Raw genomic sequence first — 16,770 nt, forward strand, 5'->3', positions numbered from 1 at the left:
AACGGGCTCGGTTATCGGATCGTTCCCACGCTCTGCGTGGGAATGCAGCCCGTGACGCTCCGCGTCACTGGACGCGGAGCGTCCCTTGAGGCATTCCCACGCAGAGCGTGGGAACGATCAGGGCAAAGTCAGTTCCTGCACCGTTTATTTCAGTTCCGGCAGGCGCGCCTGGTTTTTCACTTCGGTCGTGGCAATCGCATCAGCCGGCAGCACCACGCGTTGCTTGCTCAGCAACTGGCCCATGTTCGCCAGCACGCGATACATCGAGTATTCCTCGGTGTAGCGGATTTCGGTGTAGCGACGGTTGGCGTTGTACAGCTCGTTTTCGCTGTCGAGCAGGTCGAGCAGGGTGCGTTGGCCGAGGCCGAACTGGTCCTGATAAGCGGCGCGCACGCGTTTGGTGGTTTCGGCGTATTCGCGGGCCGTCGGCGTCTGCTTCTTGGCGTTCTCCATGGCGTTCCAGGCCAGGCGAATGTTCTCGTTGAGCTGACGCAGGGCGTTGTTGCGGATGTCCATCGCCTGGTTGATGTCGTGGGCATTCGCGGCCAGACGTGCCTTGTCGCTGCCGCCACGGAACAGGTTGTAGTTCATCACCACACCGACACGCCATTCGTTGTCGTGGCCTTCGTCGCCCTGCACGTTGTTGTTCGCGCCCACTGCCGCTTCCGCGTCGAAGCGCGGGTAGAACGGCGACTTGGCCACTTCGTACTGGCTCTCGGCGGACTGCACGTCAGCCTGGGCCGATTTCAGGTACGGGTTGTTGTCGACCATGCTTTGCTGCGCTTCACGCAGGTCCGGCGGCAGCTCACCGCGAGTCGAGGCCGGGGTTTCCAGTTCGTCGGGCATGCGTCCGACCACGCTGTAGAAATTCGATTCGGCGTCAGCCAGATCGACTTCGGCGGTGTCGAGGTTGTTCTGCGCCAGTGCACGACGGGCAACCGATTGATCGGAGTCTGCAGTGCTGCCGATGCCGCGCTCGGTGCGCAGGCCGATCTGATCGTTGACGCGCAAGTGCGCCTGCAAATTGTTCTTCGCCAGCGTCACCAGTTCACGCCGCTTGAGCACTTCGAGGTAGACCTCGATCGTGCGCAGGGCCAGATCCTGCGCGGTGCCTTGCGCGTAGTAGGCGCGCGAGTTGGACACGCCCTTGGTGCGCTCGACCTCGTTGGCGGTATTGAAACCGTCAAAGATCATCTGCCGCAAGCGCAGCTCGGACTGGGTGTAATTGAGGATTTCGGTGTTGTGGTTACCGAAAGCGCGGGTATTGGTGTTGTCGCTGTAGCCGCGCCCGTAGGCGGCGTTCAGATCGACCGACGGATAAAACCCGCCCTTGGCCACTTTCACCTGTTCATCCGCTGACAGGCGGGCGTCCACGCGCGACGCCAGTTCCGGGTGAGTGGCGATGGTGCTTTGAATCGCCTCGGTGAGGTTCATCGCCTGGGCTTGGGAAGTGCAAGCCATGGCCAGCAAAACCGCGCTGCAGAGGGGGGTTAAAACGCGCATGGGTGCATCTCCCTGGATCTCAATGTTGTGTTACCGTCGCCAAATATTTGACGTAAATTTTGGGTATAAGCGTTTCACTCTTGTAACAACAGAGCTAAGAACATCCTAGAGCGTAGCTAAGAAAAAATTTTCATAAGGTTTATTCCAAAAAAAACTTATGCGGTTTTTCAAAAGCAGCACATTGTTCAGCTCGAAAGCCTTTGTTTTATGCGCTTTAGGGAGCTCGAAAAGGCTTGAGGAAAGTTCCATTCACTTTGCGAGACACTGCGAAGTACTGCTGAAGGGGAGGGACGCGTAACGGCGAATGAGCGACAGATTTTTGTCACTCGGGTGATTCACCACCGTTACGTAGCGCTAGTGGGTCGGCGGATTGAACAGGGTTGGCAAGTGCTTGATAGCGCTGACAATTCACCTCAAACCGGGCCTGCGAAACGAACTGTCGAGGGTGCGAGCGTCGCCCCCGGCAACCCGATTGAGCCATGGGCTGCTTCGCGAACCAGTGCCGACGGTGGTCGGCAGCGGAGGATTTCACATGGCAGCGCTCATCGGTACGGTCACAAAAGTCATTGGTCAGGTGTTCGCTCAGGCGAGCGACGGCATCAAGCGTCCGTTGTTCGAAGGCGATCGTTTGTACGCTGGCGATCAACTGATCACCGGCGCGGAAGGCGCGGTGGCAGTGAAACTGCAAAACGGCGAGGAATTGACCCTCGGCCGGGGCAGCAGCATCACCATGACCGGGCAACTACTGGCCGACCAGGCTGTGCCGGTGAACGTCGACGAAGCCCAGACCCCGAGCCAGGCGCAACTGACCGATGTCGAGCAGATCCAGCAAGCCATCGCCGCCGGTGAAGACCCAAGCAAAACCGCCGAAGCCACCGCGGCCGGCCCCAACGCGCCCACCGGCAACACCGGTGAACTGGGCGGCGGGCACAGTTTCGTTCTGCTGACCGAAGTCGGCGGCCGGGTCGATCCGATCATCGGTTTCCCCACTGCCGGTTTCAATGGCATTCCCGAATTTCCCGAGTATCGTCGCGACGCGGACATCGACAATGGTGACGACACGCCGGCGCCGGTCGTGGTGCCACCGCCACCAGTGAACAACCCGGTCATCCTCAACGGCCTCAATGGGGCGGATGGTGAACTCAACCTCAATGAAGCCAATCTGCCTGACGGTACAGCGGCCAATCCAGGCGCGCTGACGCAAAGTGGCAGCTTCACGGTCTCGGCAGCGGATGGTTTGAACAGCCTGAGCATCGGCGGCATCAACGTGATCGTTGGCGGCGTGCCGATCGGCTTTCCCCAGTCGATCACCACGCAACTGGGCAATACCCTGACCATCACCGGTTATAACGCGGCCACTGGCACGGTCAGCTACAGCTACACCCTCAACGGCAACGAAACCCACGCGGCCGGCGACGGCGTGAACAATCTCAGCGAACAGTTCACCGTAATCGCCACCGACAGCAATGGCGACAGCGCCACCGGCACCCTCGACGTGAACATCACCGACGACGTGCCCAAAGCGTTTGACGACGCCAACGGCATTGCCTCGGAAACCTTGCTGACCCTGACCGGCAATGTCCTCACCAATGACATACAAGGCGCCGACCGCGTACCCACCGGTCCAGTCACGCCCGGTACATTCACCGGTACCTACGGCACCTTGGTTCTGAACGCCGACGGCACCTACACCTACACGCTCAATACCAGCGATGCCGATTTCAAAGCCTTGACCGGTGGCGGCAACGGCACAGAGACCTTCGCCTACACCATCACTGATGCCGACGGCGATTCCAGCACTGCCAATCTGGTTCTGCAGATCCACAACAACGACGATCCAGTCACCATCGACGGCCTGAACGTCGCCGGTGGCGAGCTGACGATCTACGAAAAAAACCTCAGCGACGGCAGCGCCCCTGACGCTGGCGCACTGACGCAAAACGGCACGTTCACCATCACTGCACTGGACGGCGTCACCACGCTGACCGTCGGCGGCATCGCCGTGGTGACCAACGGCGTCGTCGCAGGCTTCCCGCAATCGATCACCACACCAGTGGGCAGCACGCTGACCATCACTGGTTTCAACGCTGCAACCGGCGTGGTCAGTTACAGCTACACCCTGGCTGATAACGAAACGCATCCGAACGCCAACGGCGCGAACAATCTGCCTGAGCAGTTCGCGGTTACGGTAGTCGATGACAACGGCACGACAGCCAACGGCACGCTGGATGTGAACATCGTCGACGACCTGCCGAAAGCCAACGATGACAGCAATGGCACTGCCTCAGAAAGCCAACTGACGCTGACTGGCAATGTCCTCACCAACGACATACAAGGCGCCGACCGCGTACCCACCGGTCCAGTCACGGCCGGTACATTTACTGGTACTTACGGCACCTTGGTTCTAAACGCCGACGGCACTTACACCTACACCCTGAACACCAGCGATGCCGATTTCAAAGCCTTGACCGGCGGCGGTAACGGCACAGAGACCTTCGCCTACACCATCACTGATGCCGACGGCGATTCCAGCACTGCCAATCTGGTTCTGCAGATCCACAACAACGACGATCCAGTCATCATCGACGGCCTGAACGTCGCCGGTGGCGAGTTGACGGTTTACGAGAAAAATCTCGGCGACGGCAGCGCCCCGGACACTGGCGCGCTGACGCAGAACGGCACGTTCACCATCACTGCACTGGACGGCGTCACCACGCTGACCGTCGGCGGCATCGCCGTGGTGACCAACGGCGTCGCCGCAGGCTTCCCGCAATCGATCACCACGCCACTGGGCAGCACGCTGACCATCACCGGTTTCAACGCTGCAACCGGCGTGGTCAGTTACAGCTACACCCTGGCCGACAACGAAGCGCATCCGAACGCCAACGGCGCGAATAATTTGTCTGAGCAGTTCGCGGTTACGGTAGTCGATGACAACGGCACGACAGCCAACGGCACGCTGGATGTGAACATCGTCGACGACCTGCCGAAAGCCAACGATGACAGCAATGGCACTGCCTCAGAAAGCCAACTGACGCTGACTGGCAATGTCCTCACCAACGACATACAAGGCGCCGATCGCGTACCGACCGGCCCAGTCACGCCGGGTACTTTCACCGGTACTTACGGCACGTTGATGCTGAACGCCGACGGCACCTACACCTACACGCTGAACACCAGCGACGCCGACTTCAAAGCCTTGACCGGCGGCGGTAACGGCACGGAAACCTTCGCCTACACCATCACCGATGCCGACGGCGATACCAGCACTGCCAACCTCGTTCTGCAGATTCACAACAACGACGACCCGGTGCTGCTCAACGGCCTCGACGTCAACGGTGGCGAACTCACCGTCTACGAAAAAAACCTCAGCGACGGCACCAGCCCCAACACCCCGGCGCTGACCCAGAACGGCACTTTCACCGTCAGTGCTCTCGATGGTCTGCAGACCCTCACGGTTGGCGGCATCGCGGTGATCACCAACGGCGTGGCCGCAGGTTTCCCGCAATCGGTGATCACACCCCTGGGCAGCACGTTGACTATCACCGGTTATGACCCGGCAACCGGTGTAGTCAGTTACAGCTACAGCCTGGCCGACAACGAAGCTCATCCAACCGCTAACGGCGCCAACAGCCTCACCGAGAACTTCGACGTGGTGGCGACTGACACCGATGGCAGTACCGCCAGCGGCCAGATCAACGTCAATATCGTCGATGATTTGCCGACCGCGCATGCGGACGCGGCTTCGGTGGCGGAGGGCGGCACCGTCAGCGGCAATGTGCTGGATAACGATATCGGCGGCGCGGATGGCCCGGCGATTACCGGCGCAGTGGTCGGCGTGCGTGCCGGTGCCGACACCTCGACTTCGGCCATCGGCGGGCTCAATTCGCAGATCAACGGCACCTACGGTTACCTCACGCTTGATGCCAACGGCAACGCCGTTTATCACAGCAATCCCAACGCGGTGAACGGTCCGGGTGCGGTGGATGTGTTCACCTACACCGTGCGCGATTCCGATGGTGATGAAAGCACCACGACGATCACCATCGACGTCTATAACAGCTGCCTGAAAGCGGTCAGCGACACTGACGTCACCGTCTACGAAAAATCCCTCGACCTGAACAAGGATGGCCAGGATCTGGCGGCGGGCAGTGTGGTCGGCAGCGATCCGAACAGCACTGGCGAAACCGCTTCCGGCACCCTGGTCGGCTCGGTCACTGGTGCGGTCGGCGCGATCAGCTATGCACTGGTCGGCAGCGCCACCGGTAATTACGGGCAGATCGTCCTCAATGCCAATGGCACTTACACCTACACCCTGACTTCGCCTGCGACCACCACGCCGCACGCCGACGATGGCGCCAACAGCCTGAGCGAAACATTCACCTATCAGGCCACCGATTCGCTGGGCAATGTCGTCACCAGCACGATCGTTGTGAGCATCGTCGATGACGTGCCGAAGGCGCTGAATGACAGCAATGCCGACAACGCGACCGAAGCCCAGTTGACCCTGACCGGCAACGTCCTCGACAACGACGTGCAGGGCGCCGACCGCGTCGCCAGCGGCCCGGTAACCGCCGGTACTTTCACCGGCACTTACGGCACCCTGGTGCTCAATGCCAACGGCACTTATACCTACACGCTTGACGCCAACGACGCCGACTTCAAAAACCTCCATGGCGGCGGCAACGGCACGGAAAACTTCGCCTACACCATCACCGATGCCGACGGCGACACCAGCACCGCCAACCTGGTGCTGAACATCCACAACAATGACGATCCGGTGTGCCTCGACGGCCTCGATGTGAAGGGCGGCGAAATCACTGTTTACGAGAAAAACCTCAGCGACGGCAGCAACCCCGACACCTCGGCGCTGACCCGGAGCGGCAGCTTCACCGTGACCGCCCTCGATGGCCTGCAAACCCTCACGGTCGGCGGCATCGCCGTAATCAGCAATGGCGTCGCCGCCGGTTTGCCGCAATCGGTGGTTTCGCCGCTGGGCAGCACCTTCACCATCACCGGTTACGATCCGGCCACCGGCGTGGTCAGTTACAGCTACACCCTGGTCGACAACGAAGCTCATCCGAACGCCAACGGTGCCAACAGCCTCAGCGAGAGCTTCGACGTGGTCGCCACTGATACCGATGGCAGTACCGCCAGCGGTCAGATCAACGTCAATATCGTCGACGATTTGCCGACTGCCAACGCCGATACCGGCTCGGTAGCGGAGGGCGGCACGGTCAATGTCAGTGTGCTCGGCAATGACCTCAGCGGCGCCGATGGTGCCGCAACGGTGGTCGGCGTGCGCGCCGGCAGCAACACCGCGACATCAGCCAGCGGCGGGCTCAACAGCAACATCAACGGCAACTACGGCTACCTGACCCTCGACGCGGCGGGCAATGCGGTTTACCACAGCAACCCGAACTCGGTGAGCCCGCCGGGCGCGACCGACACGTTCACCTACACCATCCGTGACAGCGATGGCGATGAAAGCACCACGACGCTGACCATCAACGTCGCCGACAGCAAACTGGTCGCCTCGGTCGATCAGGATGTGACGGTCTATGAAAAAGCCCTCGACCTGAACAAGGATGGCCAGGATCTCGCCCCCGGCACAGTCACCGGCAGCGAACCGGGCAATACCGGTGAAACCGCCAGCGGCACGCTGGTCGGTTCGGTCAGTGGCGGCAGCGGCGCGATCACTTACACCCTGGTCGGCAACGCCACCGGTAGCTACGGGCAACTGCTGCTCAACGCTGACGGCACCTACACCTACACGCTGACCTCGGCGCCGAAAACCGCGCCGAACGCCAACGACGGGCCGAACACCCTCAGCGAAACGTTCACCTACAAAGCCACCGATGCACTGGGCAACAGCACCACCAGCACCCTCGTGGTCAACATCGTCGACGACATACCGAAAGCCGTTGCCTCGGATCGCTCGGTAACCGCAGTGGAGATCGATTCGAACATTCTCATCGTCCTCGACATCTCCGGCAGTATGGCTGATGCCTCTGGCGTGCCGGGCCTGTCGCGGCTGGCACTGGCCAAGCAGGCCATTGGTGCCTTGCTCGACAAGTACGATGATCTGGGCGATGTGAAAGTGCAGCTGGTGACGTTCAGCAGCAATGCCGCCGACCGCACCACCGTGTGGGTGGATGTCGCCACCGCCAAGACACTCCTCGCCGGTCTCAATGCCGGCGGCGGCACCAACTACGATGCTGCCGTAGCAGTGATGCAGACCGCGTTCAACACCTCCGGCAAACTCACCGGGGCACAGAACGTCGGCTACTTCTTCTCTGACGGCAAGCCCAACGAGGGCGACATCGGCACGGCTGACGAAGCCGCGCTGAAAAACTTCCTCGACGCCAACAACATCAAGAACTACGCCATTGGTCTGGGCAGTGGCGTGAGCAACGCCAACCTCGATCCGCTGGCCTACGATGGCATCAACCACACCAATACCAATGCGGTGGTGGTCACCGATCTCAATCAGCTCAACTCGGTATTGTCCGGCACCGTGCAGGGCGCGCCGGTCACCGGTTCGCTGCTGGGCGAAGGCGGTTCGTTCGGCGCCGATGGCGGTTTCATCAAGTCGATCGTGGTCGACGGCACCACCTACACCTACGATCCGAAAGCCCTCAGTGGCCAGGGTTCGTTGACCGCGAGCGGCGGCGCCAATCACGGCACCTTCAATACCGCCAACAACAGCGTCAGCATTGCCACCAACAACAGCGGCACGCTGGTGGTCAATCTTGATACCGGCGAATACAGCTACACCTCGCAGAAAACCACCGCAGTGGTGATCACCGAAAACATCGGCTTCACCGTCAGCGACAACGACGGCGATCTGGCCAGCTCCACCCTGACGGTGAAAGTGATCCCCAACGCGCCACCGGTGGCGATGGACGATCACGTCATCACCAACGTGCTGTCGGGCAATATCGTGGTGCCGGGCGAGCTGTTGCTGGCCAATGACACCGATCCGAACGGCGACACCCTCAACGCCACACCCACCAGTTTCAATACCGGTTGGGTGTCGAAAGCGGCGGACTTCACCGGCAGCGGCCTGATCGGCTTCACTGGGCAGACCAATAACGCAGCCAACCAGAATCTGGCCAATGTGCGCAGCGCCTTCAGCGCCAATGCCGCGACCATGACCGCCGTGCTGGTGGTCAGCGGTTATCTGGGCATGGTGAGCAACAGCAATGCCAACGATGAAGACCGCATTACCGTCAATCTGCGTCAGGGCGAAACCCTCAATCTGGATCACAATCTGGGTGCCGGTAAGATCAGCATGGAGTATTCGCTCAATGGCGGTGCCTGGATGGCGCTGGCGGACGGCCAGACCCTCAGCGCCTCGGCGGACGGCGTCTATCAGATTCACATCACCAACATTGGTAATGGTGGCGGCAACCCGAATGCGGCGGAGAACTACCAGATGACCATGACCCTCAACTACGCCGCGGCCCACGACATCACGCCGGACTACCACGGCACTTACGCCGCCAACGACAACCACGGCGGCAGCGACACGGCTAACGTCAGCATCAGCTATCAGGACGGCCACACCCTGACCGGCACTGCTGGCGACGATGTGTTGGTGGCGGGCAGCGGCAACAACGTGATCAATGCCGGCGACGGCAACGACGTACTCACGGCAGGCTCCGGCAATAACGAAATGCACGGCGACGCTGGCAACGACTTGCTCTACAGCGGCGCGGGCAACGATCTGCTCGACGGCGGCACTGGCAGCGACACCGCCAGCTACGCCCACGCCACGGCCGCCGTCACCGTCAATCTCGGCCTGCTCGGTGCGCAGAACACCCTCGGCGCCGGTACTGACACGTTGACCGGCATCGAAAACCTGCTCGGCTCCAACTTCAACGACAGCCTCACCGGCGACGGCAACAACAACGTGATCAACGGTGGCCTCGGCAACGACTTCCTCAATGGCGGCGCTGGCGATGACTTGCTGATCGGTGGCATGGGCAACAATACGCTGACGGGCGGGGCAGGGGCGGACACCTTCCAGTGGCTCAAGGGCAACAGCGGCCATGACCTGATTACCGATTTCACCCCCGGTACCGACAGGCTCGATCTGTCGCAACTGCTGCAAGGCGAAAACGCCAGTACCGCGTCGCTGGACGACTATCTGCACTTCACCGTCAGCGGCAGCGGCGCCTCGGTGATGACCAGCATCGACGTCAGCGCCATGGCCGGCGCCGCGCCGAGCCAGACCATCGACCTGGCCGGCGTCAACCTCGCCAGCCACTACGGCGTGACCCCGGGCGCAGGCGGCATGATTGCCAGCGGTCACGACACAGCGACGATCATCAGCGGCATGCTAAATGATCATTCGTTGAAGGTGGATACGGTCTGATCTGAGGTCTGAAACAACAAAACCCGCCGCCCCGGTTGATTCGGGACGGTGGGTTTTGTCTGTCTGTAGAGACGTGTTGTCTTTAAGTCAGCCTTCGCGAGCAGGCTCGCTCCCACAGGGGAGAGCGGTGAAACTGTGGGAGCGAGCCTGCTCGCGAAGAGGCCGGTTTATCCGTAAATGGGATAGATACACCATGGAGCCCATCGGGCATTCAGGTCCGGATGGCAAACAATTCCGCCATTGGCATGCGCATATATCGACCGCGAGTTGCTCGGGCAACCGCCTTCATCGCACATCCGGTATATGCCCCCAGCGGCTATTGGCCAATAAGGATCGGGTCCATATACCACTTGCATTGTGTGCAGTGCACCACCCATGGCTTCTGCGCCCGGAATGCTGTATCGCCAGTTGAGCGCCTCTTGGTGTGTCATGCCGTAGCCGCCGATAGCCAACTGATAAACATTCGTCACACTGACGTAATAAGAAAATGAGCTGAATCGGTCCTGTACGGTAATGTACGTATTGCCGTTACGTATGCCCGTGACTTTCCCGTTGCCGTCGACATAAGCCACGTTCGGATTACTGCTTCTGTAGGTGATCGGGTGGACGCCTGTAGACGGGACGGCGGCGCGGATTTGGGTATTGTTTGGAAAATCTGCACTGTGAGTGTGGCGCCATGCATAAACTCTCAGTCCTGACAGGGCCATGGCGCTGTTGTTGACTTGCAGCGCTTTGCGCAGCGTGAACGAGCGTAAAGGAGAGAGAAGACCGTCGCCATAGAGTGCTCGAATCTGCACGACTGTCAGTACATCGACAACGAGCCCCTTCAATAGCGTTGAAAATTTCCCGTCCTTGTCTGTGGTCAATGTCTCTATCGACTTGCCATTCACCAGAACTTCAACCTGCTGTTCTACGCTCGCAGTTCCCTCGATCGTGACATTCGGATCAACCGTCAGGTCGCTATGCGGAATCTCCCTGTTCTGCGAGTCCTTAATCAGTGTGATGACCGGCTGCAACTCAACCAGAGATTCGATCTGATAGGTCTGGTGGGGAAATTCCACTGGATTGCCGCGCAACCCCAGGCGCACGGAAAATATCAATGTCGCCGTACTGCCGCTTTTGAGATTTTTCAACACTTCCAGCGTCGGCGTTGACAGTTCCCGTATCAGCCCGGCGCTGGTGACGCTCGCCTCCGCGTTCATGATGACGTGGCGAACAGGGTTGTCTTTGCTGTCGATGCCGATCAGCACCAGCGTCATGCTCTGGCCCGGCCGTTGTCCGTGCCAGAGGTTGACCGCCAATTTGTCTGCGCTGGTCAGTTTTTTTACGTCCAGGATTGCGTTATCAATGCCAATGATTCGCGGTCTCGGAAACCTGGGATCCTGATCAGCGATCAGTTTGAAAGAAACCTCAGTTTCCGGAGAAGATCCGATTTTCTTGCCGTCCTGATTCAGGTTGAATTTGAATCGCACGGTTTCACCGTGAAGCGCCACGATCAGGCGCCTGTCGAACGGAAAGCGGGCTTGTTTGGCCGAATCCAGATCTACCAGCGGGAAGCGATCAAATCCCAAGGGCAGTGGTGTGCACACCAGACGGACCTTCTCGGTCTTGGCATCGAGATATTCCACCAGCATGCTCGGCAGCGCTGCCAAGGGATCAAGCGGATTAGTGAAAGGCGATACCAGTGAGGGCGGCGTGAGGACAAGCTCCTTGGGATCGCCGATCTTCAACTGCGCGATATCGGAAAAGACTTCACTTTCGCCGGGATTGGTGATGGTGGCCTGCACGGCCAGTCTCGCGCTGGCGTAGGGCTTGATGTACTCGTTCTCGGCCTCGAAAACGATGGGCTTTGAAGGATCCGTTACAAGCTGTCCCCAAGTAAACCGTACCAACTTGCCGTTGATGTCTGTGGTCTGCCAATGCAGCTTGACCTCTGCCCCTTGTTTCAAGGGCCAGAAACTGGCGACATTTATAAAGGCTTTGGCAGTGTCGACTGCCAGCTCACCTTCCACCAGTGGGGTGACCTCCGGTGCTCCCAGTGGCAAGGATTTACCCGCAACGGTGACGTCAGCAGGTTTGGAAAGTTTGGACTGACCTGCTCTGGTCAGAATATAAGTTGCCCGTAAACTTCCACCTATCACATTTTGAATGCGGAAATTTTCCACGGGAAAGTTCAGTGTCTTGCTGTCTACGGTCACCGTTAAAGAATAGGTATGAGTGACTGGCACGTTGTTTCGGGTGAATCCTTCCAGTGTCAGGGCGATCACATCGTTGATCGCAAAACTGCCCGTCAGGAGAATGTTCGTCGGGCCGCCTGCAAGCCAGTCATGGTGTATTACGTCGTCGGCATCGGACTGCTCGAAAATCGGCGCGGTCAGCAGAGTTATTACGGGCTTGAACGGCAGAATGAGCGGTTCCGAAAAACCACTGGAGTTCTCGACAATGTCATAAACGCTCCAGCGCACCACCAGATTGCTGGTTTGTTGCAATTTGCCGAGCAAGTCAGGCGTCAGCTTGAAAACGATGTCGGCCGAGTCGTCGGTCACGACGAAGTCCAGCCGCAGCGAACCAAATGTCAGCACGACCGTATCGCCGATCTGCTGATTGAAGTAATGCTTGACCGTGACTTCCATGCCCTCTTTGATGACGTTCTGATCGACGATACTTTCCGATGCGATTGGCAGCTTGAGGCCCTGATTGGAAGGCTTGCCGCCGTCAATGTCCGCTTCGCCCGGAGCGGGATGTTTGAACCAGAGTTGTGAGTGTGGCGATTCCCCCGGGTTGCCGCTCAGTCTCGTGACTTTAATCCAGCAATCCAGCCTGACGTCGGTAAACGGCAGGAATTTCTCCTCGAGGGTTTCAGCTGTAATGTCAAAAAGTACGGTTTTAGGGGTCTTTCCATCGGCCTCAAAATCGTCCTCTGTAAGGGCGAAATCAATCACGGACGAAGGGGTGGTGACATCGGGTCTATCGAGGAAGACTTCGATACGGTCACCGAGGGCTTGAGACAGATATGTCGGGAGACTGAAGCCCAATCCGTTAATGTTCTGAGCAATCATGGCGATGTTGATACCGTAGCTCTGGTCAGTTTGCAGCTTGTACAGGAGTGGTTGCGGCGGATAGAGGGCCAGCACACCGATACCGGAACGCGGCGCAGGAGGGAATATCAGGTATTGTGAGCTGGTCATGAATTTTCGCCTTCCATACGGGGCGCTTACCTGGGCTGTCAGCGCCGATACGGAAGAATTAAGCATGCGACGTTAAAGCGCGCACCTGTCAACTCTGACAGGTGCGGACTGATATCGGATGAACGGTTGTGCCGCCGACGGTGGAGCAATCAGCGTTTTTTCAAGGTCTTCTGCCGCACAATATAAACCGTCACCAACACCGCACTGGTCAGCATGAACCCACGCGCCCAAACCAACGGCACCAGATAACACGAGAACAGAATGCTCACCCACATCAGGCCGATCGCGTAGACCTTGCCTTTGAGCGGGATGCCGTTGCCTTCGAGGTAGTCGCGAATCCATGGCCCCAGCCGTGGATGTTCGACCAGCCAGCGATAGAAGCGCGGAGAGCTGCGCGCGAAGCAGGCCGCGGCGAGCAGGAGGAAGGGGGTGGTGGGCAGGACCGGCAGGAAGATGCCGATCACCCCCAATGCGACGCTGAGCCAGCCGATGGCCAGCAGGACGTAGCGCAACATCAGGGGGCGGTTGCCTATGGGGTTGTCCATAGGCCGGTTCTTAGTGATGACGAGGCTTGAGGATCGCCGGTTTTTCGTCGGGGGCCTGGCACAGCAGATACAGCGCGGTCAGGGCTTCCGGGATCTGAACGATCATGTCGTCCATCAGGTTGGCGTCCTTGGCGATGTCTTCGAACTCAGGCTGCTCGTCGAACAGGCCGGAACCGACCATGATCGGCAGGAGCATTTCGCTGACTTCTTCTTCGGCGGTTTCGAACCAGGCCGCTTCACGCAGGAACACGCCTTCCATGAAACCGATGCACCAGCCACGCAGTTCGGAATCGTCCGGCTCTTCGCCCAGATCCAGTTCGCACGGCAATTCGAATTCTTCATCCGAGGCCAGTTGGCGAGCGATGTGTGCTTTGAGGCCGATCAGTGTGGCTTCGATTTCGGCACGCTGGGCTTCGTCGGCGTAATGCGGCTCTTCGGCGAACAGCGCGTCGATCCACTCGCGCTCCGGAACGTCTTCGGAGCAGATAGACAGCGCGGTCAGGTAACCGTGGGCGGCGACGTAATCCAGCGCCTCGTCGTGCAGCTCGTCGGCATCGAGGAAGACTTGCAGGCGGGTCAGTTGCTCAGCGAAGGACATTACGGGGCTACCTTGGGGAATAAACAATGCGGGAATTCTAGGCTTTCTTGCGCGCTCTAGCCAGCCGCTTGGCAGATTTGCCGTAAATGCCGGACGGTATACAAAGCCATGTGGGAGCGAGCCTGCTCGCGAAGGCGGCATGTCAGGCACTGTTGCATTGACTGACCGATTGCTTTCGCGAACAGGCTCGCTCCCACAAGGGCTTTTTGTGTGTCGGTCGGGCGGTGTCTTCTCAGCGGCACCCTGTGCGGCGAAGGCCTCGGGTATACTGCCGCGTTTTGCGATCCCTGCCGGCGCTGCGCTGGTCATGCAATGTGTTCTTACGTTTTGTTTAAGCAGCCGAGGCTGCTCTGAACCAGCCTGAGCAGGGATGTATCGGTAGATTTTTGGAGTTTTTATGCTCGAACAGGCTCAACGCGTCCTCAAGGACATCTTCGGCTACGACAGTTTCCGTGGCCGTCAGGGTGCGATCATTGAGCGCGTGGCCAGCGGCGGTGATGCGCTGGTGCTGATGCCTACCGGTGGCGGCAAGTCGTTGTGCTTCCAGGTGCCGGCACTGTTGCGCGAGGGCCTGGCGGTGGTCGTTTCGCCGTTGATCGCGCTGATGGACGATCAGGTCGCCACCCTTGAAGAACTGGGCGTCGCCGCCGCTGCGCTGAACTCCACGCTGAGTGCCGAGCAGCAGCGTGATCTCGCCCTGCGGATCAAGCGCGGCGAAGTGAAAATGCTCTATCTCGCGCCCGAGCGTCTGGTGCAGCCACGCATGCTGGCGTTCCTGCAAAGCCCGGAAATCGCCCTGTTCGCCATCGACGAAGCGCATTGCGTGTCGCAATGGGGTCACGATTTCCGCCGCGAATACCTGCAACTGGGTCAATTGGCCGAGCTGTTCCCCAACGTTCCGCGCATTGCCCTCACCGCGACCGCCGACAAGCGCACCCGCGAAGAAATTGTCGATCGCCTGCACCTGCAGAACGCCGAGCGCTTTCTGTCGAGTTTCGACCGCCCGAACATCTTCTATCGCATCGTGCCCAAGGAGCAGCCGCGCAAACAGTTGCTGGCGTTCCTCGCCGAACGGCGCAGCGACGCCGGCATCGTTTACTGCCTGTCGCGCAAGAAGGTCGAAGAAGTTGCGGCGTTCCTCAGCGAGCAGGGCTTCCCGGCGCTCCCGTATCACGCCGGTCTGCCCAACGATCTGCGCGCTTATCACCAGAAGCGCTTCCTCAACGAGGAAGGCCTGATCATGGTCGCCACCGTGGCGTTCGGCATGGGCATCGACAAGCCCAACGTACGCTTTGTCGCGCACCTCGATCTGCCGAAATCCCTTGAGGCGTATTACCAGGAAACCGGACGCGGCGGCCGTGACGGGCTGCCAGCGGATGCGTGGATGGCCTACGGTCTGCAAGACGTGGTGATGCTCAAGCAGATGCTGCAGAACTCCGAAGGCGACGAGCGGCACAAGCGTCTGGAGCAGCACAAGCTCGACGCCATGCTCTCGCTGTGCGAAGAAACCCGCTGCCGCCGGCAGGCGTTGCTGGCCTATTTCGATGAAGACATGCCAGAACCGTGCGGGCACTGCGACAACTGTGTCGACGGCGTGCAGACCTGGGACGCCACCGAGCCTGCTCGTCAGGCCTTGTCGGCGATTTTCCGCACCGGCCAGCGCTATGGCGTCGGTCATCTGGTCGACGTGTTGCTGGGCAAGGACAACGAAAAGGTGCGCAGCTTCGGCCACCAGCATTTGTCGGTGTTTGGCGTTGGCAAAGCGTTGAGCGAGAGCGAGTGGCGCTCGCTGTTCCGCCAGTTGGTGGCGCGTGGGTTGGCCGATGTCGATCACGAGGGTTATGGCGGTCTGCGTCTTAATGACAGTTGCCGGCCGCTGCTCAAAGGCGAAGTGAAGCTGGAACTGCGCCGCGACCTGAAACCGCAAGTCACCGCGAAAACGGGCAGCAAGAGCCAGGCCAGCCAACTGGTGCGCGGCGAGGAACGCGAACAGTGGGAAGCCTTGCGCGCACTGCGGCGCAAATTGGCCGAAGAACACGGCGTGCCGCCGTACGTCATCTTCCCCGACTCGACGTTGTTGGAAATGCTCCGCAGCCAGCCGACCTCGCTGGCGGAAATGGCCCGGGTCAGCGGCGTCGGCGCACGCAAGCTGGAGCGTTATGGCGAAGCCTTCCTTGAAGTCCTCGGCGGCGAGGCGGAGGCGCCGAAGGTGGTCGCCGATGTCCGTCACGAGCTGATCACCCTGGCCCGCGCCGGCATGACCCCGCTGCAGATCGCCGGGCAGTTGCAGTGCTCGGAGAAGAACGTCTACGCCATGCTCGCCGAAGCCATCGGCAAGCAGCAGTTGTCGCTGGAGCAGGCGCTGGATTTGCCAGAAGAGCTGATGGGTGAAGTGCAGGACGCGTTTCTCGATGGCGAGGGCGAGTTGCCGTCCGTCGCCGAAGTCGCCGAATTGTTCGCCGGGCGTGTTCCTGAAGGCGTGCTTTATTGTGTGCGGGCGGCGTTGCAGTCTGAATTCGAGATGTGAAACGACGTATGCGCCAAGCCCCGTGCAGT

Annotated in this window: 6 protein-coding genes; 2 read left to right on the forward strand and 4 right to left on the reverse strand. The window is 59.8% G+C overall.

Annotated elements, in window-relative coordinates; genetic code table 11:
* Nucleotides 1-144 precede the first annotated feature (144 nt).
* On the reverse strand, nt 145-1,503 hold the full coding sequence (locus AB4O12_RS01670; protein ID WP_039761048.1) for a TolC family outer membrane protein: 1,359 nt from the start codon (nt 1,501-1,503) through the stop codon (nt 145-147).
* Nucleotides 1,504-2,035: 532 nt separating this feature from the next.
* On the opposite strand from AB4O12_RS01670, the gene AB4O12_RS01675 reads away from it, so the two are divergent.
* Nucleotides 2,036-9,883, forward strand: coding sequence for a retention module-containing protein (locus tag AB4O12_RS01675; RefSeq protein WP_460060215.1), 7,848 nt, complete (start codon nt 2,036-2,038; stop codon nt 9,881-9,883).
* A 167-nt stretch (nt 9,884-10,050) separates the two neighbouring features.
* Here the strand turns inward: AB4O12_RS01675 and AB4O12_RS01680 are convergent, their stop codons facing one another.
* From AB4O12_RS01680 to AB4O12_RS01690, 3 genes are all read right to left on the reverse strand, one after another.
* Nucleotides 10,051-13,071, reverse strand: a complete 3,021-nt coding sequence (locus AB4O12_RS01680; protein WP_460060216.1) for an Ig-like domain-containing protein — start codon at nt 13,069-13,071, stop codon at nt 10,051-10,053.
* A 149-nt stretch (nt 13,072-13,220) separates the two neighbouring features.
* Nucleotides 13,221-13,616: a YbaN family protein gene (locus AB4O12_RS01685; RefSeq protein ID WP_056783699.1), complete on the reverse strand. Its 396-nt coding sequence runs from the start codon at nt 13,614-13,616 to the stop codon at nt 13,221-13,223.
* 10 nt (nt 13,617-13,626) lie between these two features.
* The gene (locus tag AB4O12_RS01690; protein ID WP_101158594.1) at nt 13,627-14,214 is read right to left on the reverse strand and encodes a UPF0149 family protein; all 588 of its coding nucleotides are present in this window, start codon (nt 14,212-14,214) and stop codon (nt 13,627-13,629) included.
* 397 nt (nt 14,215-14,611) lie between these two features.
* On the opposite strand from AB4O12_RS01690, the gene recQ reads away from it, so the two are divergent.
* Entirely contained in the window at nt 14,612-16,741 is a 2,130-nt protein-coding gene (gene recQ / locus AB4O12_RS01695; protein ID WP_460060218.1) for a DNA helicase RecQ, read from the forward strand.
* Nucleotides 16,742-16,770 lie beyond the last annotated feature (29 nt).

The organism is Pseudomonas sp. S2_A05 (assembly GCF_054668485.1).